The sequence below is a fragment of the Paenibacillus sp. ISL-20 genome (genome assembly GCF_018613005.1).
GTDB lineage: Bacteria > Bacillota > Bacilli > Paenibacillales > Paenibacillaceae > Paenibacillus_AQ.
In genome coordinates this window covers 1-25,426 of record NZ_JAGGRD010000007.1, presented here as the reverse complement: position 1 = coordinate 25,426, position 25,426 = coordinate 1, and the positions used below count along the sequence as shown (strand labels likewise).

At 41.9% G+C, this 25,426-nt stretch carries 22 protein-coding genes and 4 pseudogenes; 4 read left to right on the top strand and 22 right to left on the bottom strand.

Going from position 1 to position 25,426, the window contains the following annotated elements; translation table 11 throughout:
• Positions 1 to 90: 90 nt before the first annotated feature.
• The 8 genes from J7E85_RS05190 to J7E85_RS05155 all read right to left on the bottom strand — a co-directional run bounded on the left by J7E85_RS05190 (position 91) and on the right by J7E85_RS05155 (position 11,478).
• Entirely contained in the window at positions 91 to 1,320 is a 1,230-nt protein-coding gene (locus J7E85_RS05190; protein WP_215155710.1) for an alpha-L-fucosidase, read from the bottom strand.
• An 82-nt stretch (positions 1,321 to 1,402) separates the two neighbouring features.
• Positions 1,403 to 3,106: an ABC transporter substrate-binding protein gene (locus tag J7E85_RS05185; protein ID WP_215155708.1), complete on the bottom strand. Its 1,704-nt coding sequence runs from the start codon at positions 3,104 to 3,106 to the stop codon at positions 1,403 to 1,405.
• Positions 3,107 to 3,233: 127 nt separating this feature from the next.
• A complete protein-coding gene (locus J7E85_RS05180; RefSeq protein ID WP_076325522.1) occupies positions 3,234 to 4,133 on the bottom strand; it encodes a carbohydrate ABC transporter permease in 900 nt (299 codons plus the stop codon).
• A 54-nt stretch (positions 4,134 to 4,187) separates the two neighbouring features.
• Positions 4,188 to 5,183 carry an ABC transporter permease gene (locus J7E85_RS05175; RefSeq protein WP_083659809.1) on the bottom strand — a complete coding sequence of 332 codons (996 nt, stop codon included), beginning with the start codon at positions 5,181 to 5,183 and terminating at the stop codon, positions 4,188 to 4,190.
• Between the two features lie 223 nt (positions 5,184 to 5,406).
• A complete protein-coding gene (locus tag J7E85_RS05170; RefSeq protein WP_215155706.1) occupies positions 5,407 to 7,671 on the bottom strand; it encodes a helix-turn-helix domain-containing protein in 2,265 nt (754 codons plus the stop codon).
• A gap of 204 nt (positions 7,672 to 7,875) precedes the next feature.
• A complete protein-coding gene (locus J7E85_RS05165) occupies positions 7,876 to 8,049 on the bottom strand; it encodes a Rossmann-fold NAD(P)-binding domain-containing protein (RefSeq protein WP_251035490.1) in 174 nt (57 codons plus the stop codon).
• A gap of 112 nt (positions 8,050 to 8,161) precedes the next feature.
• Positions 8,162 to 10,459, bottom strand: a complete 2,298-nt coding sequence (locus J7E85_RS05160) for a thiamine pyrophosphate-dependent enzyme (RefSeq protein ID WP_215155704.1) — start codon at positions 10,457 to 10,459, stop codon at positions 8,162 to 8,164.
• Entirely contained in the window at positions 10,456 to 11,478 is a 1,023-nt protein-coding gene (locus J7E85_RS05155; RefSeq protein ID WP_215155701.1) for a 2-oxoacid:acceptor oxidoreductase family protein, read from the bottom strand. The genes J7E85_RS05160 and J7E85_RS05155 overlap by 4 nt, the downstream gene beginning before the upstream one ends.
• A gap of 207 nt (positions 11,479 to 11,685) precedes the next feature.
• Between J7E85_RS05155 and hcp the strand changes: the two genes are divergently transcribed.
• From hcp to J7E85_RS34770, 3 genes are all read left to right on the top strand, one after another.
• Positions 11,686 to 13,371 (top strand): hydroxylamine reductase, encoded by a 1,686-nt coding sequence (gene hcp / locus J7E85_RS05150; RefSeq protein ID WP_215155699.1) that lies wholly within the window; start codon positions 11,686 to 11,688, stop codon positions 13,369 to 13,371.
• A gap of 123 nt (positions 13,372 to 13,494) precedes the next feature.
• Positions 13,495 to 13,890: a hypothetical protein gene (locus tag J7E85_RS05145; protein WP_215155696.1), complete on the top strand. Its 396-nt coding sequence runs from the start codon at positions 13,495 to 13,497 to the stop codon at positions 13,888 to 13,890.
• Positions 13,866 to 14,219: a hypothetical protein gene (locus J7E85_RS34770; RefSeq protein WP_353049467.1), complete on the top strand. Its 354-nt coding sequence runs from the start codon at positions 13,866 to 13,868 to the stop codon at positions 14,217 to 14,219. The genes J7E85_RS05145 and J7E85_RS34770 overlap by 25 nt, the downstream gene beginning before the upstream one ends.
• 302 nt (positions 14,220 to 14,521) lie before the next feature.
• On the opposite strand, the gene J7E85_RS05140 is transcribed toward J7E85_RS34770, so the two are convergent.
• The 14 genes and pseudogenes from J7E85_RS05140 to J7E85_RS05080 all read right to left on the bottom strand — a co-directional run bounded on the left by J7E85_RS05140 (position 14,522) and on the right by J7E85_RS05080 (position 24,597).
• On the bottom strand, positions 14,522 to 14,932 hold the full coding sequence (locus J7E85_RS05140) for a dihydrofolate reductase family protein (RefSeq protein ID WP_215155694.1): 411 nt from the start codon (positions 14,930 to 14,932) through the stop codon (positions 14,522 to 14,524).
• On the bottom strand, positions 14,872 to 15,129 hold the full coding sequence (locus tag J7E85_RS05135) for a dihydrofolate reductase family protein (RefSeq protein WP_215155739.1): 258 nt from the start codon (positions 15,127 to 15,129) through the stop codon (positions 14,872 to 14,874). Before J7E85_RS05135 ends, J7E85_RS05140 begins: the two co-directional genes overlap by 61 nt.
• 75 nt (positions 15,130 to 15,204) lie before the next feature.
• Positions 15,205 to 16,164 (bottom strand): annotated as a pseudogene (locus tag J7E85_RS05130) (sigma-70 family RNA polymerase sigma factor); the annotation flags it as partial.
• A gap of 401 nt (positions 16,165 to 16,565) precedes the next feature.
• Positions 16,566 to 16,685: pseudogene (locus J7E85_RS35100) on the bottom strand (SF0329 family protein); the annotation flags it as partial.
• An 80-nt stretch (positions 16,686 to 16,765) separates the two neighbouring features.
• Positions 16,766 to 16,888 (bottom strand): annotated as a pseudogene (locus J7E85_RS05125) (DUF4317 family protein); the annotation flags it as partial.
• A 485-nt stretch (positions 16,889 to 17,373) separates the two neighbouring features.
• Complete coding sequence (locus tag J7E85_RS05120) at positions 17,374 to 18,135, bottom strand: ATP-binding cassette domain-containing protein (protein ID WP_251035489.1); 762 nt, start codon at positions 18,133 to 18,135, stop codon at positions 17,374 to 17,376.
• A gap of 18 nt (positions 18,136 to 18,153) precedes the next feature.
• Entirely contained in the window at positions 18,154 to 18,891 is a 738-nt protein-coding gene (locus tag J7E85_RS05115) for a hypothetical protein (RefSeq protein ID WP_215155684.1), read from the bottom strand.
• Positions 18,892 to 18,943: 52 nt separating this feature from the next.
• Positions 18,944 to 20,200, bottom strand: coding sequence for a M16 family metallopeptidase (locus tag J7E85_RS05110; protein WP_215155682.1), 1,257 nt, complete (start codon positions 20,198 to 20,200; stop codon positions 18,944 to 18,946).
• Positions 20,201 to 20,537: 337 nt separating this feature from the next.
• Complete coding sequence (locus J7E85_RS05105) at positions 20,538 to 21,290, bottom strand: YcaO-like family protein (RefSeq protein WP_215155680.1); 753 nt, start codon at positions 21,288 to 21,290, stop codon at positions 20,538 to 20,540.
• A gap of 16 nt (positions 21,291 to 21,306) precedes the next feature.
• Complete coding sequence (locus tag J7E85_RS05100; RefSeq protein WP_215155678.1) at positions 21,307 to 22,341, bottom strand: YcaO-like family protein; 1,035 nt, start codon at positions 22,339 to 22,341, stop codon at positions 21,307 to 21,309.
• Positions 22,338 to 23,150, bottom strand: a complete 813-nt coding sequence (locus tag J7E85_RS05095; RefSeq protein ID WP_215155670.1) for a nitroreductase family protein — start codon at positions 23,148 to 23,150, stop codon at positions 22,338 to 22,340. The genes J7E85_RS05100 and J7E85_RS05095 overlap by 4 nt, the downstream gene beginning before the upstream one ends.
• Positions 23,143 to 24,024, bottom strand: a complete 882-nt coding sequence (locus J7E85_RS05090; protein ID WP_215155668.1) for an McbB family protein — start codon at positions 24,022 to 24,024, stop codon at positions 23,143 to 23,145. The genes J7E85_RS05095 and J7E85_RS05090 overlap by 8 nt, the downstream gene beginning before the upstream one ends.
• A gap of 130 nt (positions 24,025 to 24,154) precedes the next feature.
• Positions 24,155 to 24,343 (bottom strand): hypothetical protein, encoded by a 189-nt coding sequence (locus tag J7E85_RS05085; RefSeq protein ID WP_215155666.1) that lies wholly within the window; start codon positions 24,341 to 24,343, stop codon positions 24,155 to 24,157.
• A 41-nt stretch (positions 24,344 to 24,384) separates the two neighbouring features.
• Positions 24,385 to 24,597 carry a hypothetical protein gene (locus J7E85_RS05080; RefSeq protein ID WP_215155664.1) on the bottom strand — a complete coding sequence of 71 codons (213 nt, stop codon included), beginning with the start codon at positions 24,595 to 24,597 and terminating at the stop codon, positions 24,385 to 24,387.
• A 546-nt stretch (positions 24,598 to 25,143) separates the two neighbouring features.
• Between J7E85_RS05080 and J7E85_RS35095 the strand changes: the two are divergent.
• Positions 25,144 to 25,426 (top strand): annotated as a pseudogene (locus tag J7E85_RS35095) (IS4 family transposase); the annotation flags it as partial.

The following is a 25,426-nucleotide window of genomic DNA, read 5'->3' as shown; positions in this document are numbered from 1 at the left end:
TTCCGTTTAAGAAATGGAGACGAAGTACTAAATACGAAAAACAGACTGCCGCGGCAGTCTGTTTTTCGTTACTAATTTCACTTATGAAAATCATTCCACGTGATATGCAGCCAAATTGCGGATCAAAGGTTTCTCCACACTGGAAAGGATTCTGACACGCAATTGATCGGTTTCGACGGTGTCGAACCGGTCGATTTTTTTATGCCCAATCGCACTTCCACGTACAAGCTCTTTCCATTCGCCTTGGCTGTATGCTTCAAGCGCGTATTCACGCACACGCTCCCCATGGGCAATATCTTCCATGATGATTACATGATTTACTGGCTGGCTATGCTCCAGCTTCAGAAGCAGCTCGCTTCCTTCTCCACTCGTTTGGCCAACCGGCTGCCCGAATCTGCGGCGGATTTCATCTCCGAATTCGATGACACGCTTCACATCCACTTCAGGCAGCAGCCCGCGGTTGTCCGGGGATATATTCAAGAGCAGCGTAGCGCCATGGCCGACCGAGCGGTAATAAATATCCAGTACTTCCTCCAGGCTTCTTAAGCTTGCTTCATCGTCAGGATGCCAGAACCAGTGAAGCTTGCGGATCGGAACATCGCATTCAGCCGGTACCCAGCCCGGGGTTCCTTCCATCCAGGTCATCATATCGCTGGTGAACATACTCTCCTTCGCCGTGGTGGCCGTATTCCAGCACGGATAAGGGGCGACGCCGTCTTCATTCCCTACCCAGCGGATGGTCGGGCGTCCCATATTAAAGACCATTGCATCCGGCTGGTATTGATCCACCAGGCCGATGATTCTGTTCCAATCGTATTCCCTGCCTTGGGAACCGGCTCCGTCGAACCATACTTCGACCAGCGGTCCATATCCGGTCAGAAGCTCCGTTAATTGCTCCGCATAAAAATCATCATAAGCCTCTTTATCAGGATAGCAAGGTTCATGTCGGTCCCAGGGGGACAGATACAGCCCGAACTGGAGCCCTTCCTCTCTGCAGGCATCGGCAACTTCACGGACGACATCCCCTTTACCGTCCCTCCACGGGCTGGACTTCACGGAGTAATCGGTCGTTTTCGTTGGCCACAGACAGAATCCGTCATGATGCTTTGCGGTCAATACCAGATATTTGAAGCCGGCGCGTTTCGCGGTCCTGGCCCACTGCCGGGCATCAAGCTGCTCTGGATTGAAGATTTCCGCTGAATCCGTTCCGTCTCCCCATTCCTGATCGCAAAACGTATTCATACCGAAATGGCAAAACATGCCCATCTCCATATCCTGCCATGCCAGCTGCTGTGGAGATGGCTTTGCAAGTTCATTCATTGAATCATACACCTGCTTTCTATGAAGTTAAATAATCATCCCCTGCACAGGGAATGTCCGTGCGCAGGGAACAGATTTTGCGTTATTTTCTCGCATCTAATGCCTTTTGATAGATTTCCAGGTACTGGATCAGTTGCATTCCATCCAGCCCTTGCACATAAGAATCCCATTCTTTATTGATATCTTTAGAGCCTGTAATAAACTGCGCCATATTGGATTTTACGTAGTCGACAAGCGTTGTCTTGATCTGCGCAACGAGCTCGGCATCTTCAAGCGCTATGAACAGTCCTGTTGGATATTGCTCCTTGGATTGGTACGGTTCATATTCCTTGGAAACCTGATTCAGACGAGTACCGTATCCGTCGGGAGTGAGCGGATCCTGAGGAGATGTCCAGGACGCTCGGTAAGCATAAGTTCTGAGCGATGGACCGATCTGCTCCCAACCGTCATTATGCGTCGGCTTTTTCTCGGGGTCAGGAATAGCGGTATATTTGGCCTGCTTCCCATCGATATCCTTTTCACCGGACTCAGCTTTCCGCCACCTTTCGCCCTCAGGACCATATTCCTGTAACACAATCGCTTCTTCCGTATATAAATAATCCGCTAACCGGATGGCGGCAATCTGCTGCTCGCTCGTCGCTTTATTCGTAATCGCAAATTGTGAGACTCCGATTCCCGCAAAATTCAGTGTCTGCTGCACATCATTCGGGCCTTTCAGTGGCGGCAGGGCAACATAGTCTTTATGACGCGGCGCCTTATCATCCATGCTGTAAGCATAACTGATTAATGCCGTTGAAAGCGCACCCATAATATTGTCCGGTTCGCGGTTGGCCATTTGTTGAATCGCATCCGCATTCTGTGTAAAGGCAGCGGGATCGATTAATCCCTCTTTGTACAATTGATTCAGATAAATGAGGCCTTGTTTCCACTCTTCTTTGTTTGCCGTAAAATCGACTTTGCCATCGATGACGCGGAGGAACGTACCCGAACCCTTGTCGACATAGTCATCAAGGATAAACGAGTTCATCAGGAAGGCGGATACGTTGCCTGCCCACATTTCATCCGAGCCTGTCAGCGGGATTTCATCTTTTTTGCCGTTTCCGTTCGGGTCTTTCTCTTTGAACGCCTTCAGCACAGTATAGAATTCGTCAGTTGTCGTCGGCACGGGCAGCCCCACGTTATCGAGCCATTTTTTGTTGATCCACATTTTGAGCGCATTGTCACAATGATAGCATTCATTGACCTGCGGTAGAGCATAGATGTTGCCGTCCGGACTCGTAATGGAGGCTTTCATGTAGGGGATATCCTCCATCGCTTTCTTGATATTAGGTGCATACTGTTCAATCAAATCATTCAGAGGGATAAAAACGCCCTGAGACCCATACTTCATCTGCTCCTCCTTGGTCAAATTCCCATGGAGAATGACTTCAGGATAATCGCCGCCGGCCAGCATGAGCTGCTTACGGTCGTTCAAAGCATTTTCCGGTACAAGGTCCCAAGCGATTTTGATGTTCGTCTTATCTTCAAGGTATTTGGTATATAAATTGGTATCCATGTTTTCGATCGACGCATATTGAGGTGCGAACATTTTAATGGTCATCGGCTCCTTCACGATCGGATAGGAACCGACAGGTGTAAACAAATCTTCACCTGCAGCCGTTTTGCCGTTTGCCTGATCGCCGGAATCGGCCGATTTGGTGCCGCTGCAGGCGCTAAGCAGCAGCATGCAAGCCATCAGGCAACTGATGAAGCCTAGCCAGGTTTTCTTTTTCATGCTCTTTTCCATTGAATATTCCCCCCACTTATCATCAGTATTTCGGGCGCTTGGCCCCTTTCCTGTGCCGCCACGAGCTCTTGCCGTATCTGAATAATGTACAGCCTCACCTCCTTGATGCCATTATCGCTCTTCATGATCAGCCCTTCAGCGAGCCGATCATGACGCCTTTGACAAAATGTTTCTGTACGAAAGGATATATGACGAGCACCGGCACGCTGGCAACAACAATCAAGGAGTATTTCAGTAAATCCTTAAGCCCCTGCTGCGCCTGCATCTGGCTCACATCCGCCATCATGGAAGCATCGACTGTATTCAGGATTAGAATATTGCGGAGAATGATTTGAAGCGGAAACAAGTCAGGCTTTCTTAAAAAGATCAGTGCATCAAAATAAGCATTCCAATGGCCGACCGCATACATCAACGTCATGACCGCAATAATGGGTTTGGACAACGGCAGGACGATGCTGAAAATGAACCGGATGTCACTGCATCCGTCCAGCTCCGCGGCTTCCGCCAATTCATCGGGAATCGTGGTTTGGAAAAACGTCCTTGCGACGATAACCTGGAATACCCCAAGCGCCCCCGGCAATATCATGGCCCAGCGCGTATCCAGCAGATGGAGATTTTTGACGACGAGATAATAAGGAATCAGTCCTCCTTCAAACATCATCGTGATCACCAGCAGAACCATGAAGAAATTACGGCCGTAAAGCGTCTTCTTCGCCAGCGGATAAGCTAGCATAATCGTTAGTGTTACATTAATGATCGTGCCGACGACGGTGTAAAAGAGGGAGTTCAGATAGCCGACGCCGATTTGCGGATTATTGAACACCGCCTTGTAGCCGTCCAGCGTAAAATCTACGGGAAACAGCCAAACTTTGCCCGTTACGACTGCTTGAGGCGAACTGAAGGACGAGCTTACAATGTAGATCAGTGGTACAGCTACAGCAATAAGAACCAATGACAAGAACAGATAGATCAAGAACATGAAGAGGCGATCGCCTTTCGATTCACGTATAGCCGTTTTATTGAACATAAAGTCTCCTCTCTTTCCGGAGTTGGTTTTGTTTTTTCGAAAAGCGGGATATCCCTACCACAAGCTGCTGTTAGACAGCTTTCTGGCGATGTAATTGACGGACACCAGCAGTATAAGGTTAATGACCGAGTTGAAGAGACCGATTGCCGTCGAGAAACTGAAGCTGGATCCCAGCAAACCAACCTTGTACACATAAGTGGATATGACTTCTGACGTGCTTAAGTTAAGCGGATTTTGCATCAGGTATATTTTTTCAAAGCCTAGTTTCATGATGTTGCCCAGATTGAGAATGAGCAGAATGACCGATACGGGAATGAGGCTTGGTATATCAATGTTCAGAATCTTTTGAATGCGGGATGCGCCATCCACTTTGGCCGATTCGTACAGCTCCGGGTTGACGCCGGACAGCGCTGCAATGTAAATAATCGCTCCGTATCCTGTAAACTGCCAGACATCCGACCAGACGTAAATGGACTTAAACAGACCCGGAATGCCCATAAAATTCGTATTACTCATACCAAGCATCTCAAAAAATTTGCTGATCATCCCAACGTTTGGCGTCAGATTGACGACAATGATCGAAACCATGATGACTGTAGAAATAAAATATGGGGCATAAGATACCATCTGCACCGTCTTCTTGAATAGACCGTTGCGAATTTCGTTCAGCGCGAGTGCCAAAAGGATGGGTGCGGGAAACCCTACGATCAATCCATAGAAACTGATGCCAAGTGTGTTTTTAATGTAGAGCCAGAAGTTCGGCGAATCGAAGAACTGGTGGAAATATTTCAGTCCGACCCAGTCGCTTCCCCAGATTCCCTTGATGACGTTATAATTTTTGAATGCGATTACAATGCCGGCCATCGGTACGTATTTAAAAATGATCAAATAAAGAACGGGCAGCAGCAGAACGAGATACAGCTGCCAATGACGCTTAATTTGTTTTCTTCTTGACCTTCCTCTCCCCTCTTCTGGCAGCGCTTTCAATTGTAGGGGGTGTTTCCGGTCCAGGCTTGGTTCAGTTTGAAGCCTAGAGTTCAGTCTCGGCATGCTGGTTAACTCCTTTCGTCCATTCCTACTTTCAGGTCCTTGCGATGTAAACCGAGTGTATACAACAATGTCATCCGGCAACAAGAAACAAAAATAAAATCGACTAACCTTTTTCGCCAAGGTCTCCTCGTAAAAACGCATCAAGGTTTACTGGAGGCGAACGGACCGCCTTAAAAACGGGTACATTTCCAATCAAAAAAGACGACGATGCATGATCGCCGCCTTAACCGTTTTCTACTGCTGAATCATTTTCTCCACGCTGCTGTGCCTTCCTGCTATTCCGGTATTCACCCGGAGTAACTCCAGCCGTCCTCTTGAAAACGCGGGTAAACGAAATGGCATGGGCGTATCCGACCCGCTCTGCAATCTCCTGCACGGAATAATCCGTTTCCGTCAGCAGCCGCTTCGCTTCCTTCATTCGGATATCGATCAGGAAATCAACGAACCTTTGTCCGGTGTTTTCCTTAAACAATTTACTTACATATTTGGCATTCAGCTGATACTGGTCCCCCAGCATTTCAAGGGAAAGATCCGGATTGGCATAATCGCGCTCGATTAGGCTGCATATGTTTCTGATCATATTGGAGTATTGGTTTCCATCCTGAATCTGTTTCATCTGTTCATAATGATCTGTCAGCACTTGTTTGATTTCCTGTCTCAGCTGCTCCAAGGAGTAAGAATTGTCTACCTTTACTGTCAGCTTCGGCAATCCCTCCTGTATCCACTTGTTGTAAATTCCCTTGCCCAGTACCGACATTTCGCGGCCGATATAATAGATCAGGTAATTCATTAAGCTGAATATTTCATCATTGGTCAGGAAGCTGTTCTTCAGCTGTTCAAACCATTTATCGTAATCATCACTCCAATGATCTTTCAGCATTCTGAAGGACTGGATGATCGAGCGGATTTCTCCCAAATGCGTATAGACCTCGACGATGCCATGGCTCGAAATATCCTCGCTTCGAATCAGCCGATTTTCACCGAGCACGATTTTATACTTTAAGGCTTGCATCGCATCTTTATAAGATTGCGGAATATCGCCAATCTGATCTGTGCATCCGCCTATGCCAATCGTAATCGTAAATTTCAAGTTTTGGTGCGTCCATGCAAGGATTTGTTCTGCAACCGGGACCAGTACGGCCTCCTCGAACTTGTCCTGATCCCGTTCTTCAAACAGCATAATGGACAGATTGGAAGGTGACGTCCATTCCGACCACAGCCGACAGTCCCTTTTTGAAGCGATCTCATCCACAACCGTCCGCAGGGTGAATTTAAGCAGATCTTGATCGGTCTTGGAATAATCCCGGCAGAAATCGCCATACTTATCGATTTCAAGGATGAGGATACGATATCGATCCAGCGGTTGCGGCAAATTCAGCCGAGCCGCTTCCGATTTCCATTCGGAAACAGACAGATGCGAGTCCCCTTCGATCAGTTGGCGGAACATATACCGGGTCCTGACATGGAGGTCCTCACGATATTTCTGCTGATATTCCTTGGATTGTTCCAGTATGTTGTCAAAGGCGGATTCGATAAAAGCAAATTCATCCGGCTTCCCCTTCCGCCGGCCTCCGTTCACTACCGGAAGCGAATAGCTGCTGAATCGGGCGGCGATTGCCTCAATGGGCTTGGAATTTCGCCTGGAAACATAAATCATCCATATGAAACCGATGGCAATCATGCCAAGGCCGATGATAAACCAAAGGTTATACAGATATGAGATAGCGCTTACAAAACCGTTGTTCAACAAACCGCTGCCATATTTCCAATTTGTATAACTTGATACATACTGGGAATTGACTTGGGATGGCGGACGATCCATGGAGGTGCCGAACAAATGATTTCCGGAAGCATCCTCAACCTGAATGAAGCTCATCTTGGAATCCAGCATCTCTTTGGTAAGCTTGTTCAAGGATTCCGCACTCACATTGATAACGATCATGCCAAAATCGTTTTTCATATAAGGCGATCCTCTGACCAGGCTGACCACCTGTTTGCCGCCTTTCATTTTAAATTGTTCAAAATTTCTCGCGCCTGTCCATTTCGGCGTTTTTGATACTTGATATTGCTCGATAAATTCATGGTCCGGATATGTACTTATGTATCCATTCGTGGCATCACTGAGCACATAGCCGTCCGAATTCCTCACCAGATAAATCGAATCAATCAAGGGATAATAATTAATAATCTCCTTGAGCTTCTTAACAGCTTGGATATTGATATATGGATCGCTTGCGGCAGATGCTTTAAAAAAATCATTTAAGGCCTTGCTGTTGATGCTCTCGAGAACGATCATATTGTCGATCACCTTCAGAGACGTATCCACCATGCGCATCGCTTGCAAAGAAAGCGATTTATTGGCGCTCAGCGCCTCCCGCCGGCTCTGTTCGCTGAACAGCTGAAAGAAAACAAAAAATATAAAGGTAATCACAATAACAAAAATGGGCATATAGGAGAGCAATAGACGCTTGTACCAGGATCTCTGCATGATCAACCCTCCCACGTTTTTTCTTGATTTTTTTATTATTATAACTTAAAAAGTCCCTCTTAGGTTATAGTTCTCCATAGCCATTTGCTCCATGAGGCTAGACCGCAAACTCCGTAAACCATAGATAACGAATGAGAATATAAAAAACCAAGGGATACAAGTCCCTTGGTTGACTGTCTAACCTCAGTTTATAGTTCAAAAAATCTACCAAGCAATTGGCTTGCGTTCACGAAGGTAGCCTCCATTAGGACCATCTTCGCCAAGTAGCGCCAACCAAACAGCCGTATCTGCTCCTTCCTCAATCGTTTGGGGTGCATCTGCTCCTCCCATATCCGTTTGCACCCTGCCCGGACAAACAGCGTTAACTTTGATCCCCATATCAGCCACATCTTGTGCAACTAAGCATGTCAGAGTTAATTTATAAACAAAAAAAGAAGCGGGACAATGCCCGCTCCGTTGCTGTAAATCCTAGTATGCTGAATTGAATATTTTATAGCAGTGGGTTCTCGTGTTTCGCTTTCAGAATCGACCAGCGCCGCTCCACTTCTTTTTCAAATTCGCCAAGCATTTCTTTGTTTTCTTCCTTGAGCAGATGTCTTGATTTGCCCATATATTTCAGCCAGTCGCTGAGCGGCACCTGTTTTTTCTTCGCTTCAGGATCGTACGTAATATTCGTTTCTCCCTGCTCTACTTCATACAGTGGGAAGAAGTTTGAATTCACGGCCGCGCGGACGATGTTCTCCCCATCCTTGTCGCTCGATTTCCAGTTCAGCGGGCATGTGATCAACAGCTTGCCGTAGACAGTACCTACATTCTGGGCGTACCACTGCGCTTTTGCCGCCTTTTTCACAAGATCCTGCGGAAATGCTTCCGTCCCTGTGAATACATACGGAATATGCGCCGCCGCCATCATTTGTACCGTATCTTTGTGATGGAACGCTTTGCCCTGCTGCTGATTGCCGACACCGGACGTACTGGTCATATGCCCTAATGGTGTAGAATACGAAAGCTGTGCACCGGTGTTCATATAGCCTTCATTATCATATTCCAGAATGATCAGATTATGGCCCCGCAGCGCCGTCCCGATGGCCGAACCCATCCCGATGTCCATGCCGCCGTCGCCGGTCACCATCACAAAAGTGAAATCCTCAGGAACCTCGATTTCCCCGCGGCGTTTCTTCTCAAGGAACGCTTCTACCGTGCCGGATAAAGTAGCCGGTCCGTTCTGGAACAAATTATGAATGAAGCTCTGCTTATGCGAGTTATACGGATAACCCGTTGTTGTGATATAAGCGCAGCCGGTATGGAATAAAGTAACGACATTGCCTTCAATCCCTTTGAAAAAGAGCTCCAGCGCCGGGAAAATACCGCAACCTGGGCAAGCTCCGTGACCGGAAGCAAACCGTTTCGGTTTCGCGGCAAGCGCCCGCATCGGCGGCACTTTAACGGATAATTTACTTGTCTCTTCATCTACCTTTACGGTGATCAGGCCAGATTTAACGCTGTCTCCATTCATCGGGGCAATGACCGGCTGCAGTCTTTGCTCCTCAGCTCCCGGTGTTTGGCCGTAATAATCAAACGGCACTTTGGCATAACCGAGCTCCATTGCCTCGATCGTCAAGGCAAAAAAAGCTTCCGCGTCATCCGCGTAATAGTCTTTCCCGCCAAGACCAAATATGCGGGACAGCACAATAGGCTGCGGACCACGGATTTCCTGCAGGGCCGCTTTGACCTCATGGGTCAGATTGGCCCCGTGTGCACCGTAAGAATCGGCACGTTCGCCAACCAGTAGTGCTTTGACATCTGTCAACGCCTCGCGGATTTCTCTTGCCGGGAACGGCCGGAGAATATTCGGACTGATTACGCCCGCTTTAATTCCTCTCGCCCGCAGCCGATCCACGACGTCTTTGGAGGATTCGGCCGCCGAATTGAGCAGGAATAAAGCAACCTCCGCGTCTTCCATTCGGTACAGATCAAGCGGCGAATAGGATCTTCCGGATAAAGCTGCGTATTCCTCTGCCACTTCCTCGAACACCTCGCCCGCACGGTACATGGCGTTTGACTGTTGGAAGTGGTTGTTCATCAAATCGTCGCCGTTCATATAAGCCCCAACAACGATCGGGTTGTTCTCATCCAGCACATGTGGATATTCAGGCGCCTTTTCCCCTACAAACTCCTGAACGGTTTCCCGGTTCGTAAATATTTGTACCCGGCGTTTCTGGTGCGATGTGAAAAATCCGTCATAAGCTACAATGACCGGCAGGCGTACGTCTTCATGTTCCGCGATACGCAGCGCCATGATATTCATGTCATACACTGCCTGCGGTGAACGAGCGGTCAAAATCACCCAGCCAGTGTTCAGACCGTAGTAAAGATCCGAATGGTCACCGCGAATATCCAGCGGTCCGCTGACCGCACGCGTCACCAAATTCATGACCATCGGGAAACGTGTGCCCGCCTGCACAGGAAGCTGTTCGATCATATACAGGAAACCATTCGCGCTGGTAGCATTGAATACCCGTGCTCCGGCTGCGGCCGCACCGTAGCAAATCCCCGCCGATCCATGTTCGCCGTCAGCTGGAATCAGCTTGATGTCATGTTCGCCGCGTGTACGCATCATGTCAAGATATTGGGCGATTTCCGTAGAAGGTGTAATCGGAAAATAACCCATAATGTGATAGTTAATCTGGGCAGCCGCCATGGCAGCCATTTCGTTGCCCGATTCGAAGACTGCCGTTTGAGCGGCCGCCAGCTTGTTCTCCGTTGTTTCTTGAATTTGCATATTCATGATCTGACTCCCTCCGCAGTTAAATAGGGAAATGATTGCGGCACACGATGCTGCTCCGCATAATACGGCTCTTCTAACATGGCAGCTAAAGCGGTGGTCGGACAAGCTTCGATACACTTCAAGCAGCCTTTGCAATACTGATAATCGATGCCTTTCATAAACATCTGCATGTTGCCGCGCTTATCCGGTTTCTTCTCCCACACGATGCAGAAATCCGGACATACCGTATCGCACGCGGCACAGTGAATGCAGTCCTCGATCTTGTACTCTGGCAAATATCCCTGCCGGGAGCCGCTAAGATCCTTCAGGACACTGTTCGCCGTAACGTTCAGAATCCCGCCCAGCTCCTGCGTTGCATATCCAAGAATCGGCTGCGGTCTTGCGAAAGCGATTGGGTCTATAAGCTCTGAGCCATTTCCCAAGGAAAGGAACTGGACTTCGTTATATCCTCTGTCAAAGGTTCGCAAATTCGCCTCCACGAGGTGGGGCAGCTTTTTCTCAAATGTTGTGCGAATAACCTGCCGCATATCGTCCGGGTTTAGGAAGCTGCAAATCCGGAACAAAGCCCCCAGCATTGCCGTATTCACTTTGGTTTTTTCCTCAACGGAAATTTTCAGCGCATCAACTACGGCCAGCGTTCCCTGCGTCATGTTCAGATCCACGGCCACTTCGGAAAGGTCTCGAGCCGTATTCACAAGCACCGTTCCATCAGGCTGTAATCCGCTTATGACATCTATCGTCTTATACAATGCTTCATGAAATACGCCGACGACATGCGGCTGCTCAATGGGACTGTGATCTCGGATTTCCACCTCGGGATCGCAGAACCTTACGAAACTCTTCACCGGCGACCCCTTTTTCTCCGAACCATAGCTGGAAAAATTCGAACCGTTAAGTCCGGAGCCGGTAACCCCAGCTTCGGCCAGCATTTTTCCGGCCAGATTGGCGCCAAGCCCGCCGATGGATTCGAGACGGATCTCGAAAAATCCCAGTTCATTCTTTCGGGGTAAAATCGACATGTGCTCTCCTCATTTCTTCTTAGATCATTAATTCCAGTTTAAAAGAAGAAACCGACCAGGTTTGTGATTAAACTCACTACTTAAGAAATTGTGATTCCAATCACTATGTCGGTTGTGGGAGCGAAGTATACTGTCTTCAACAGTCCAATTGCGAGGCAATCTTATACTGACCTTACGACAAATAATCACGAAATTGGAGGAGAAACAATGAATAACAACGCCCAAGAGACCTTAAAGCATCAGCCGTCCATGTTCTGCTTTCAATGTCAGGAAGCATCAAAAGAAACAGGCTGCACCATTGTCGGAGTATGCGGCAAACCGCATGATGTGGCAAACCTGCAGGATTTGCTGATTTATCTGCTGAAAGGCATCTCTTTTCTCAGTCTGGATGTCCGGCTGCCGGAGGTGCTTGAACAGCGCGTATCGCTGTTTATTATGGACTCCTTGTTTGCAACGATTACGAACGCCAACTTTGACCGCGAGGTTTTTGTGGGAAGAGTCCGGGAAGCGATAGAGCTCCGCGGCGAGGTGCGCACCTATTATAACGAACAATATCCGGAAGGAACCGCCAATCTCCCTGATGCTGCCGTCTGGCAAGCGGATAACGAAGCTTCTTTTGATGAAAAAGCACGTACGGTTGGTGTCCTCTCGACCGGCAATGAAGACATCCGCTCGCTGCGCGAATTAATTACTTACGGCTTGAAGGGGATGGCTGCTTATACGTACCACGCGCTTCATCTGGAGAAGGATGATAACGAATTAAACCGTTTTATGCGCCGTGCGCTTGCCGCCACGCTTGACGACAGCCTTGAAGTGCAAGATCTGGTAGCTTTGACGATGGAAACCGGTAAATACGGCGTAAACGCCATGGCGATGCTTGATGAAGCGAACACCTCTGTTTACGGAAATCCGGAAATTACGAAGGTAAATATCGGGGTAAGAAACCGGCCCGGCATTCTCATCAGCGGTCATGATCTGAAGGATCTGGAGGAGCTGCTGAAGCAGACGGAAGGAACCGGCGTGGACGTGTACACGCATAGTGAAATGCTGCCTGCCCACTATTATCCGGCATTCAAGAAATATGAGCATTTTGTAGGCAATTACGGGAATGCCTGGTGGAAGCAGAATAGCGAATTCGCAGCCTTTAACGGACCGATATTAATGACGACCAACTGTATCGTTCCGCCGAAAGACAGTTACAAGGACCGTATATATACAACAGGCAACACTGGGTTTCCGGGTGTCCGCCATATTCCAGAAGGAAAAGACGGTGCTCCCAAAGACTTCTCCGCACTGATCGAGCAAGCGAAAGGATGCCCCGCTCCAACGGAACTTGAAACGGGTGAGATCATCGGCGGTTTCGCTCATGCCGCTGTGATGAATGTGGCCGATCAAGTCGTCGATGCCGTGAAATCCGGGGCAATCCGCCGCTTCTTCGTCATGGCCGGCTGCGATGGACGGATGAAATCCCGCAACTATTACACCGATTTTGCGGCTGAACTTCCAACAGACACGGTCATTCTAACTGCAGGTTGTGCCAAATACAAATACAATAAACTGGATCTAGGCGAAATCGGCGGTATTCCGCGGGTCCTGGACGCTGGTCAATGTAATGATTCTTACTCCCTAGTCGTGATTGCATTGAAGCTGAAGGAAGTATTCGGCCTTGAGGATATTAATGATTTGCCGATTTCCTATAACATTGCCTGGTATGAGCAAAAAGCGGTTATCGTGCTGCTTGCCCTACTATATCTTGGCGTTAAAAATATTCATCTGGGCCCTACGCTCCCTGCATTCCTGTCGCCTAACGTCGCCAAAGTCCTCGTGGAAAACTTCGGTATCGGCGGCATTACCAATGTGGAAGATGACATGAACATGTTCCTTGGTGCCTAAAAAAAGAATGCCCTCGCCGGGCAATGTCATTAAGTTAAGGCACAGGGCCAAAAGAAAAAAGAACTTGACAAGCGGATGGGAATGTGTGGCGAAGCCCCTTGAAAAAACGAGGAGGTTTCGCCAATGAATGAGTACGTCAATAAGCTAAAAGAAACGCTGACATCCCTCATACGAGAAATGGCAGCCGCACCAGCACCTTATATCAAAAACCCTGAAAAAGATTTTACCCGAAAGAAAAAGCTGCCCTTTGAAACGGTTATGCAACTCCTGATCTCCATGGGGGGCAACAGCCTCTATAAGGAACTCCTGGAATCTCAGGGTTATGATGTAAACACCGCAACCACTTCTGCTTTTGTACAGCAGCGCAATAAAATCCTGCCGTCTGCTGTGGAATTCTTGTTTCACAAATTTACACAATCGTATACGAATATCAAGGACTACCGAGGGTATCGATTGCTTGCCGTTGATGGTTCGGATTTGCATATCGCAACGGCATCGAAACCTCTTTCAGGGCATTAAAATACACCGTAGGTCTGACGAGTTTTCATGCAAAGAGACGGGAGTCCATCACCCAAGAGATTTTCGCAAGAATGATCCTGTACAATTTCGCTGAAAGGATGACCTCGCACGTCGTCATTTCCCAAATGGATAAACGGCACGTCAACTTCACGGTTGCCGTTCACGTATGTAGACATTTCCTGCGCTCACGAGGCAATGTGCCCCCGCCCGACGTTGAAGCGCTGATTCGCAAAAACATTTTGCCGATTCGACCCATTCGCCCAGGGCAAAAGAATACGCGCAAAATCCGCTCGAAATCATCTGTTAGCTTCGTCTACAGAGTAGCATAATTCGGTTCCGGTGAACATTATTTAAGCGGATATTCCATCCGCTTTGTTTGCTGAACACTTTTTCCTTGCTTGCACAAAAAAACAAACGGCACAGGGCTTTTTCCCATGCCGTTTCGGATTCCATTTTAACTTAATGACATTGCTTTTCCTTTTCGAGGGGGTCATTTTTTTAAAAAGGGATTACATGCGAACCATTAAAACTTGGCAGGACGTCTTCGACCTATTTAGTGCCAAAACCATCCTCGAATCATTAGTTGAACACGTAGCTGTTTGTGTTAACAGTAATGATCTGCCCGGTTGAGCTAAGCTTTAGCGGGTCTGTAGGTTACCAAGAGAGAACCAATCTTAAGTGTTTTGACGTCCACGAGATGGAATTCCTTCTGCTCTTTAAGATTGTCAAACAAATGCTCACCTACGTTGACCACAACCGGGTGCATGACTATCTGATATTCGTCAATAAGATTTGCGTTTGCAAGTGATCGCACGAGCGTTGGACTACCGAAAATAACAATGTCGCCACCGTCACCATTTTTTAAGTCCTTAATTTGCTCTTCTATATTACTGCCGGTCAATTGTTTTGGAGCTTCAAATTCTCCCCATTTTAGATTGTCGAGCGGGCGGGCGCTGGTTACAACTAGTTTGTGGGCGTTGTTTATCTTATCACCAGGCTTGAACCTCCATCGTCCCGTTTGGACCCTCGAATAGTCGGCCACTTTCTAGAGAGGTCTTCGTAGGTTCCACGGCCAAGCAAAATGGTATCAGCTGTTTCGAAAATATTTAATAGATACTGAGAACCTTCCTCAATGCCGGCGCTATTTCTCCAGACCGCCCAGTTGGTTTTGTCCTCGCTTGGGTCGCCAGTGACAACTCCATTAAAAGTACTGTGAATGAATAGAATGATTTTACGCATGAACTATCATCCTTTCTATCTTTGATAATCGTAATTTTGTTTCTCATTTATTTAGACGAAATTAGATTACGATATTCATCGGTGTATTTGTGCAGGAAGCCCAAATCGGGAAAATAATTTTGTGTTAATGAAATTTTGGACGTGGTATATTTGCTTGTCCTTTATTTCAATAATGTGAATACCCCAGGGTACCAAGTAGGAGTCTTCACCGCTTGGCACATACTGTGCGAAAGCAGGATAACCCCCATTCGCCGTAATCGGCAAAAACCGGGATCCCTCACAATGCCAGCGTGTAAGCGCAAAAAACTTGAACAAATCGTCTTTGCCGCGTACCCACCTTGCGAAAGGCGGCATTGACAGACGGCCCTCCTCATGAAACAACGCTACCAGCGCATTGATATCAAATTGTTCGAAGGCTTCCACATACCGTGATAGCAGCTCACGATCAGGTTCGACATCCATCATGCTAAACTCGTTAGAATGAAGTTTCGCTCGGTTCATCGTTTCTCTGGCTCTTTGCAGGGCGCTGTTAACCGCTGCCGGCGATATTCCTAAAGTTTCTGCGATCTGTTTGGAGGACCATTCGAATACATCCTTCAAAATAAGAACCGCACGTTGACGGGGAGGTAAGATCTGTAAGAGTGTAATAAAACAGAGTTTAAGGGTATCTTTGCGAATGAAAATATCTTCCGGACTCCCCGAGAAATCAGGGGCAGGCCAAATCCAAGCTGAGTCAGGAAACTTTTCGCGGAGTTCGACGATGAGTACCGCTGGGTCGGATAGGTCAATGGGACGCGTGCGGCGTTTGGCTTGTCTTAGCTTGTCCAGGCATAAGTTTGATGCAATACGATAAACCCATGTTTTGAATGAGGAATCCTGCCTGAATGAATGCCAACTTTGCCAAACACGAATAAAGGTTTCCTGAACAGCATCGTCTGCGTCATCGATGGATCCTAGCATTCTGTAACAGAACGATGTTAACTCAGGCTTTAAGTTCTCAAATAACTGAAGCTCTAATGCTGTTTCGTTCATCTTGGCCTCCTTTTGATGAGCGAAACACCCTTTTCACACATGCCACAGAACCGATCGTCTCCATTTTATAAGCCACTTATTCATCTTTAATAAAATGAGAAAGCACTACCTGAATAATGGGGGGCTCAAAACATATACTTTGGGATACTCTCACTATTGAGCTGACTGTGTTGAATTCTGCCATGTAACACCAAATTTTTTTATTACTTGTCCGTATAACGGTAGCTTCGTCTACAGAGTAGCATAATTCGGTTCCCATGAACATTTTTTAAGCGGATATTCCATCCGCTTTGTTTGCTGTACGCTTTTTCCTTGCTTGCACAAAAAAACAAACGGCACAGGGCTTTTTCCCATGCCGTTTCGGATTCCATTTTATTCTCGGTGTTGTCTCTGGGCTTAACTTAATGACATTGTCCGGATTTAGCAGGTAGATAACGATAACTGGTTGCCCGGTATTCGACCCTACCAAGTAACGCAGGAGAGAGAAAGCTCTCCAGTTGTTGCTTTAATTTGCTCCAGGACATGTATCCTCCTATGTTCCTAAAGCCTGACTACCAGTATTTCGCGGCAGTTTTATGGCAATGACACCTTAGTGCCAGGCTGGCTCCCAGTGATAGATTTCATTGGTTTCCTTCATAATGTACACGTTGAGAATATCTTCAATATTCATCAAATTATTATTTATCTTAAATTGCTTGCGTATATGTGCGACTTCTTTCTTTTTCATAGTTCGTCAGACAACTCCTAGAAAGTAAATTGGCTCTACCAGTATAAACGATATAAAAACCCTTCGCTAGAAGAAGGGCTTTAACATTTTACTCCTGTTCAGTTGTCACCATCGTGAAACGTCGTCTCGCGTCCGTTCGTATCAAATTGCAACGACTTCTTCTTTAAGCGCTATCCCGTCATGAAAAAATCTGAGGAAAACAAGGAGTACCTGAATCACCTCAACTCTGGCATTTGTCTAAAGCCTTAAAAAGTCGTCTCATCCATGTCACCTTTCCTTCACCTCTCTCCGCCTTACAGCCACAAGGTTTCCGAGCCTTCTCTCCCCCATTTCGCCTAATTTCTAGCGCAATTAAAGTTTGACCCAAAGGCTGGAGGAAACATAGTGGAAACCTGGGGATAGGGCTATAGATAGTCAGAAAAAAAAACGAAACGACGCGTGTTTAAGTCGACGCAATGAGTTCGTACACCCATGTTTCAATAACCTTACATATTTGAAATTAGCATATTTTCAAATGCCTCATCTGGATTATTTGAGTTATTTATATGTAACCATTCTTTAAAATCCCCCTCATAAGTAATCTTTCCTTTATTAAGTATGATTAGGTGGCAATCTAGATACATTAAATCTTGAAGTTGATGTGTAGATATAATACAAGTCTTACCCTCTTGTATAAGATTCCCAATTAATTTATGAATTTTTTTTCTAGATGCGGGGTCTACTCCACTTGTTGGCTCATCGAAGATATATATTGAACGGTCAATCATAATTAAAAGATGGGTAAAAAACCATCTTCTTTCCCCGATAGACATTTTCCCAATTCTTAATTCCCACAAATGTTCAAACAAATCTTTTTCACGTTGCGACATTTTTTCTGTGTAGTAACCCGTTTCTTTTACTATTGTTTTATTATCTATTCGCTTAACAAAATTTGCAAAGTCTCTTCCTTTAATAACAGGTGAAAAGAAGAGACTTTGGGTCACATATAGTATATCCTCTACATGTGGTATATTTATCTCTCCTGATTCCGGTTTCAGAACATTTGTTATACAGTCAAACATCGTTGTTTTGCCTGAACCATTTACTCCAACAATTGCATTCAACTTGTTTGGATGTAATGAGAAGGTTACATCCTTTAACACAAAATCTTTTCCTCTTGGATATTTATATTTAAGATTTTTTATATTCATAGCAATAATCCTCACTTTGATTAATACTAAAAGTATGGAAAGCTTAGTTTCAAACATAAAAATTTTATTGTAACTCTATCTTTGTAGCATAGATAGTAAATTTATTTTTCTCATGGCTATGTACCCTACAAAACCAAAAAATAATAACGGAACAAAAAACTGAACATATAGAAATTCATGATGGAACATTCCAAACAAGGAACCCATGTTTAATGAGATCTCATAGATGAATTTAAAAGGATTAAACATCTCCAAAAAACCCGCATATTTTATATCGACATTAATAGCAACTAAAAAAACTGGATATATGAGAATATTTAATATCGTGGATATGCTGGAAACCTGAACAGGTAAAAGTGCTATGGTAAAAGTTGCAAAGGCTAATGGTATTGAGATAATAACAATGATAACCATTAGCATCAATAATTTGAATGAAAATATACTGTAAATAAGCGTTAGAATCGTTGTGAAAAGCACTAAACTTAAAATAGCAAAAGCAACTTGTGTCAGGACTATTCCGAAAATGATTGGATATTTGCTGCCTGCTATTAAAGTATATGTCTTTAATAATCCACTTTCTTTAAGTCTTGCTGATTGTAGTCCAATTCCATTTAAAAATGTGCTGATGATAATAAAGGCCCAAAACCAAAAAATATATTTAATGATATCTAAATTATTGCTAGTGGAATCCAATATATTCCTCTGTAGAACTAATGCTATAAAAAGAGGAAAAATCACCGACCATACAAACGCCACTTTTTCGAATAGTAACATTTTTAAATTTAATATAAAGAATCCGAAAACTCTCCTCACACTATTCTCTCCCTCTATAAAAAATAGAACTTTTAAACGTATAGTTCATAGTTCATTGACATTGACTGATTGCGGACTTTGTTACGCTATTTATAATTGATATAGAGGCAGGGTATGAAAAAGTTTTAAATATTGCTTCATTAGTACTAGAAATTTCTTGTTTTTTAACTAGCTTGAATATCCCCTTGACCCCCTCATCCTCTGAATGGCTATATAAACCTAAAAACTCATATTTACCCAATTCTAACATCCTATTCCTAGTATTTTCAAATTCTAACGCCATCTGTCCTAATAATTTTAATTTACTTGTATTGAATTCATCTTTATTCATACCATTGTCTCTATAGTGATTTATTTTTTTGAAAGTTTCCTGAATAAGATAGTCTGTATCGTTCACTTTTGGTAAAGATGCACTGATTATAAATAGCCCCCCCTCTTTATATATAAGTGGATAGGAATGTACCATATAAACTAAGCCATGATTGTCCCTTAGTTCTTTAAACAATATGGAAGAAGCACCAATCCCAAATAACTGATTGAAAATCATAAAAGCAAGAAGTTTAGAATCCATATGAGAAAACATGGGAAAACCCATCATGATAAAGTTCTGCGCAGTATCTCTTTGTGCTATCACGTTACTAGATTTATAATCTGGAAGAGCACTCTCTAAGCGATAATTTTCCTTTTTACTCAAATCCGAAAATTTTTCTTCTAATATAGTTAATACTTCGCCCTCATAGTTCCCTGATACAGAAATGACTATTTGTCTCGGATTTAGATTTTGAAAATAAAAATTTGAGATATAATCACTCTTCATTTTTGAAATTGTTGTTATATCTCCTAGAATAGGGCTAGACAGCATATGATTTTTCCAAATTTCGGTTAATAAATTTTGTTGACAAACTTCATAATAATTATCCATATGCAAGTAGATTTCATTTATAATCACCTTTTTTTCTTGGTCAATATCCTCTTGTTTAAACACTGGAAAAGCAATTAATTTATATATTAAATCGGCAACATAGCTTGAATACTCTTTTAAACATTCAACATAAATGCACATATACTCCTTAGTAGTAAAAGCGTTAATGCGGCCCCCTATGTTTTCCACCAATTCGTTAATTTCACGTTTATTAAAATAATAGTTTTCTTGAAAAAGAAGATGTTCAATAAAATGAGATATACCGCTTTCTTCCTTTGTTTCATATTTCGAACCGTACGGTAGAAATATGCCCATAGAAAAAGTGTTATGACTTTCTATATGATCCGTTACTAATCGGATACCATTTTCGAAAACTATCCTTTCCATTCATTACACCCCTCTTATCAATATTTTAAGGAAAAGGAATCATTCTATATGCATTAGGAAAGTTTGCGATATTTTTATTAAAATCTATTTTTGTCTCTTTTTCTGAAAAAATCTTTGGATACATATGAGGATAACCATTGGGTGAAAATACTTTAACAATTTTCGTTTTGAAATTATCAGTAAAACAAGGTATATAGATACAATAAGGAATTATATTAAGATCGTATGAAATCGCCTCTATAGATTTTGAGAAATCAACCTCGGATCTATTTTTATTATAGACTTCCTCATCTATTTCATTTCCATTTTCCCACAAAAAATGGTATTCATTAACAAATTATTCAATTGTAATATTTCTATAATAATCCATGTATAACTCATTGTTCTGATAGATATTATTTGAAACCTCATTGATATAGTTTTTTGTCCAACTGTCAGCAAAAGTTTGGAAAGTTTCTTCCAAAGCATTTTCAATTGCTCTTTCTAAATCAAAATTTGCGCTTAATCCTAATGCTTTATGTACTTCTCCATATCCAATTATAAAAATTGTATGTATTTCTGAATGTAGTGAAATATCTAATATATATAATTTGTCAACAAAATCGAATATTTTCTTATACAGATTATTTATTTTTTCACTTTTTATATGTTTTATATCAATAATCTTCGCTGGCTTTTTAGTTATCCATGAAAATACAAGAGATTGTCTTTCGAAGAATTCCATAAACGCTGAAGTAATTGCCAAGTTAGAATCTAAGTGGGAAGCAATTCCGCATGAATCATTAAATTGCCCTGAATCAATAAGATATATTTTGTCAGAGCTAATAAATTCTTGTTCACCACTTAACATATTAAAAGATAAAAGGAGTTCTTTTTTATTTTTTGAAACTAAAGTGTTTCTTTCAATCCATTCTCCTATAGCAGATTTAATTACTCTATTAATCTCAAAATGCGAGTTATGGCCATTGGATGAAGAGTTTAAAGGTGAAGATATATAGGCTTGTTTAGACTGTGACAAAAATAAAGAGCGATTAATATAGAACCTGTCTCCTATAAAGGGCTCTCCTTTATGATAATTTTTTAATTTCATATTATCTGAACTCCCTTTAGATAATTATGCAATCTGGAATATTATACAAATCACTTTCTGTTAAGTTTATAGTTTTCTTATTAATAGTTTGATCAACATTTATCCTTTGTTTAATTGGAATATGGTTATTTAAATTCTTTGAAAAAATCTTCACGATTTTCAAATTGCTCTTTATACTATTTCTTAAGAAAATAGCATGTAACTCTTCAACCCAGGTAGGGAAACTAAGCAGTAATTCATCAACTCCTCCATTTTTATTCTTAATTGGTTCCTCTATGTAAGTATCTTTAAATGATTCTTCTAAATATTTTAAACATTCCCCATGATATTTATAATCAATAGTTGATACTTTTTTGTAATTTCTCATATCCTCTACTTCGTTTTGCCATTTTAATAAAAATGCTTCTTCAATGGCTGCTGTAATACTATCTTCCAAAACTAAACTGGTTCCCACTCCTGATGCGTAGATACAATGCTCATCAAATATAAAAGCAAAGACTGCTATCGCAGGCGAAAAATATGTATTTACAAAGAGTTTTAAATTCTTACCTTCTCTGTGCAATTTTTGTATTTCATATTCGTAGCCAGTAAGATTTCTATCTAAAATACTCCCTTGTTTTCCATACCAAAATAAAAACAATGCATTTTTCCCTATTAATTCCAACAGCGCATTCTTAATAGCTTGTTCACTATTAGTATGAGCTGCTGTACCAGTTGTGTCACTGCACATAGGATTACTAGCTTTATATTTACTATATTCAATTGGTAATTCATTAATGTTTTTCGATAATAAATCAAATGTGTTAACTTTTCCGTTTGAATTTATACATCCTCCTAACATTAAAGCTCTTCTTTCTAGAGATTCTGAAAAACTCTTCTTAAGAGATAAAACTTTGTTATTACTAATCGAATTGCAACCACTCGGTCCTTTATATTCTCCTATTTTAAAATTCCCAATATAAGAAAAAGTTTTATAATAATTATCATTTAAAAAAGCTTTATATGGTATGTTAAAATGAGATAGACTGCGTGTTATATGAATCATCTTCATTTCCCTTTCATTTTATACCCAAACCATTGAATTAATGAGATCGGTATTAATCTAGGATTTAAGCCTGATAAGTAAGTTAATGCATTATCATCAAATCCAGACCAACAGAATTCACCTAGTCCCTTTTTTTCTGATACTAAAACCTCTCTTAAAGCTTGAGCCATTAACCCAATTTCAATTAGTGCATGTCTATAGCCTCTTTGTTTGTACTTAATGATGGCTTTTTTCAGATCAATAGCATACCCTATTGCAAAATTAGAATAAATTTGTTTATTTGAAGTATTTAATACTGATAAAAAATCATTAAACTCCTCAGTGCTCCATTCTTTTATTTTTTTTAAGCTTAGTGCATAGGTATCGAAAACGTAACAACCTCTCAAATTCGATAACCCCTCTATTGCATTATTTTCTAATATATATATCAAAGGAACAATTGGATATAATGCTCCAGCTGAAGGATATCTTTTTGAACCCGAGTCAAAATCTCTCCCAAATGAATTATAAATAATTGAATCGAAATCTTTTTTTGACATCGGATCTCCTAAAAAATCCCTGTGACTGTTTTGGAATTTTTTAGCCTTTACTTCTAACTTAAGTTCCGATGAGAAGTGATTGGGAATATTATCTGAAAATTCGTTGTTTTTCAACCAAGTTAATAGTTCTCTTGAATAAGGGAAAACATCGCAATTTTTTCTTTTGTAAACGCCGCTTTGGTGAAATTTTATAGTTTGATTAAATAATTCCTGATCCAAAAGATTATCTAATTGATAATCCCAATACTTAGATATATTTTTTTTGATATTATTCATAACAATCACACATCTCCCAGTGAATACCTATGTCTTTTGTTTTAATTTTTGTCCTTAAATCAAAAGAGATACACTCGTTTATTTCATGTAAAGATTCATGACTTTGTATTACAAAACCGCTTTTTCTTAAAATGAATTTATCATATAAATCAAATAGGATTTTCGTGATATTTATGATTTCAATTATTTCAAGTGGATACTCAACTTTAAATTTATTATCCTCATGGTATAAAATATCTACTAACTGTTGATATGTTAGCTCATTTGTGTCACTAATTCTTAATTGTGATTCTATATGTCCCATATGACAAAAATGGCAGGGACTTTTCCAATCTGAACAATAAGGTGAATCTACATAAAATTTATTATTATAAATATAACTCATTAACAAAACTGAGTTTTTATTTCCTTTTATTTCTTTAATTATCTCCTCAGCAAGTTTTTTGTCGTATGGATTAAGAAAAACCATTACGAAATCATTGGATTTAATATGTGGTTTATCTAACAAAGATATATCTAATGGGCTTGTATTTATACTATTTATCGAATTAATAAAAGATCGGAATTCTTTGTTATTTGTTAAAAATTTTGAACAATTAATATCATAATTTTTTTTGTGAAAATTTTGGATAATTCCATACTGTAATAAAAAATTAATTGCTTCTTCAGTATTTTTCCCAAAAGAAACTTCCAAAAATTCTTTATCGATTTTATTATTTGTCATTTTGTCCAGTTTCTTTATCACGTCTATCATCTTAGCGTTTTGAATATTAACTATACCGTGTTTATTTTGTAAAACCATATTTTTATTTGGTAAAATATGGTATATAAAGTTCACTACTTGAAATTCATCTTTTTTTTGGGTTTCTAACATTATAATCCCTCTTTTTGTGCATTAAATTATTTGAAAATCAATTAATTAACTTTAATCTTTATATACTCTCCTACTCGTAAACATAGAAGAGAGAAAACAACCTTCTCTCTTCTATATCTAACAACAAAGTTTAGGTCTCAATTTGAGAAGAACCACCAGAACCACAGCTACAACAGCAACACAATACGATTTTCCAGTCATTTCTCATTTCTTGTTGTCCAGTTAGTACTCCTGTTCCAAAAAGTTGATCATTTTGAACATTATTAACTGGTTCATAAAGTTTTTTTCCAATTGGCTTTTGACTATTAATTTCTATCATATTTATCACCTCTCTTGTAAAAACTCCCCTAAACTATCTTGTTAAAGATTTGCGCCAACAGCATCTTTTTCAATTTGTGAAGAGCCACCAGAGCCACAACTACAACAGCAACACAAAATAATTGACCAGTTATCATTTCTCATTTCTTGTTGTCCAGTTAGTACTCCTGTTCCAAAAAGTTGATCATTTTGAACATTATTAACTGGTTCATAAAGTTTTTTTCCAATTGGCTTTTGACTATTAATTTCCACCATATTTATCACCTCCTTATATAAGGATTCTTTGGGAATAATTAGGATTGATTGCTATATATAGTGTACTTCATATTTTTAAATTTATTATTTTGGTATTTTCCGTCAAAGTTTGATGATTTAATCGATTATGCAATGGATTTCATTATTTCGTAACGATCGACTGTGGCAGAAATTTGTCAACTAAGGCATTGGTTGGCTGAGGGACAAGAATCGCGTCCAATTGCAGTTTGATAAAGTTATCACTAAATCCGCGTTGACTGATCTGATATCAATGAATTAGAGAACGGAGAAAAGAGCCCAGGCTAATGTAAAGCTTGAGCTCTTCATGTTAAGTCCTCGATTTTGACGGTACCGACTTCAGTTAATTCTTAAATTAAAATGACATGTACTTAATTACTCAACTTTCGCATCTGGAAAATAGGCTTAAACCCTTGAGCACGTAAGTAGAATTCAATAGATTTACTTGTATTGACAAAAAACACCTCACTTGTTTGGTATCATGGAAGTGTCGAATCAACCATGCCAACAAGAAAGGTGTGTAACCCTATGTTACAACAATATTCCCTGTCTGAACAGTCTCGTTTTTCTAAACTTTTTGTTGCACTTCACATCGGGAAAACCTTGCGGCTTGCGGGGATTTCTAAATCCTTTGGTCTTTCCAGTTTAGCAATTTTTCAAATCGTATTCTCTCTTGGTTTTTGAAGGAAAGAACTGGTTTCGAATTCTGGAAAGTGACCGCGGAGCCGATCTTCCAGGTAAAGATGTCGTCTATCGGTTTTTAAATCAATCTTCCTTTGCCTGGCGGCGATTTTTGCAGACGTTAAGTCTT

What these genes read in the sequence shown, in the direction of transcription:
- J7E85_RS05190 (WP_215155710.1), bottom strand. Translation starts at nt 1,320, where the DNA reads ATGAATGAACTTGCAAAGCCATCTCCACAGCAGCTGGCATGGCAGGAT.
- J7E85_RS05080 (WP_215155664.1), bottom strand. Translation starts at nt 24,597, where the DNA reads ATGGTGGAAATTAATAGTCAAAAGCCAATTGGAAAAAAACTTTATGAA.
- J7E85_RS05120 (WP_251035489.1), bottom strand. Translation starts at nt 18,135, where the DNA reads ATGTTTGAAACTAAGCTTTCCATACTTTTAGTATTAATCAAAGTGAGG.
- J7E85_RS05090 (WP_215155668.1), bottom strand. Translation starts at nt 24,024, where the DNA reads ATGTTAGAAACCCAAAAAAAAGATGAATTTCAAGTAGTGAACTTTATA.
- J7E85_RS05095 (WP_215155670.1), bottom strand. Translation starts at nt 23,150, where the DNA reads ATGAATAATATCAAAAAAAATATATCTAAGTATTGGGATTATCAATTA.
- J7E85_RS05160 (WP_215155704.1), bottom strand. Translation starts at nt 10,459, where the DNA reads ATGAATATGCAAATTCAAGAAACAACGGAGAACAAGCTGGCGGCCGCT.
- J7E85_RS05135 (WP_215155739.1), bottom strand. Translation starts at nt 15,129, where the DNA reads ATGCGTAAAATCATTCTATTCATTCACAGTACTTTTAATGGAGTTGTC.
- J7E85_RS05165 (WP_251035490.1), bottom strand. Translation starts at nt 8,049, where the DNA reads ATGGGGATCAAAGTTAACGCTGTTTGTCCGGGCAGGGTGCAAACGGAT.
- J7E85_RS05185 (WP_215155708.1), bottom strand. Translation starts at nt 3,106, where the DNA reads ATGGAAAAGAGCATGAAAAAGAAAACCTGGCTAGGCTTCATCAGTTGC.
- J7E85_RS05100 (WP_215155678.1), bottom strand. Translation starts at nt 22,341, where the DNA reads ATGAAGATGATTCATATAACACGCAGTCTATCTCATTTTAACATACCA.
- J7E85_RS05175 (WP_083659809.1), bottom strand. Translation starts at nt 5,183, where the DNA reads ATGCCGAGACTGAACTCTAGGCTTCAAACTGAACCAAGCCTGGACCGG.
- J7E85_RS05085 (WP_215155666.1), bottom strand. Translation starts at nt 24,343, where the DNA reads ATGATAGAAATTAATAGTCAAAAGCCAATTGGAAAAAAACTTTATGAA.
- J7E85_RS05110 (WP_215155682.1), bottom strand. Translation starts at nt 20,200, where the DNA reads ATGGAAAGGATAGTTTTCGAAAATGGTATCCGATTAGTAACGGATCAT.
- J7E85_RS05145 (WP_215155696.1), top strand. Translation starts at nt 13,495, where the DNA reads ATGAATGAGTACGTCAATAAGCTAAAAGAAACGCTGACATCCCTCATA.
- J7E85_RS05155 (WP_215155701.1), bottom strand. Translation starts at nt 11,478, where the DNA reads ATGTCGATTTTACCCCGAAAGAATGAACTGGGATTTTTCGAGATCCGT.
- hcp (WP_215155699.1), top strand. Translation starts at nt 11,686, where the DNA reads ATGAATAACAACGCCCAAGAGACCTTAAAGCATCAGCCGTCCATGTTC.
- J7E85_RS05180 (WP_076325522.1), bottom strand. Translation starts at nt 4,133, where the DNA reads ATGTTCAATAAAACGGCTATACGTGAATCGAAAGGCGATCGCCTCTTC.
- J7E85_RS05170 (WP_215155706.1), bottom strand. Translation starts at nt 7,671, where the DNA reads ATGCAGAGATCCTGGTACAAGCGTCTATTGCTCTCCTATATGCCCATT.
- J7E85_RS05105 (WP_215155680.1), bottom strand. Translation starts at nt 21,290, where the DNA reads ATGAAATTAAAAAATTATCATAAAGGAGAGCCCTTTATAGGAGACAGG.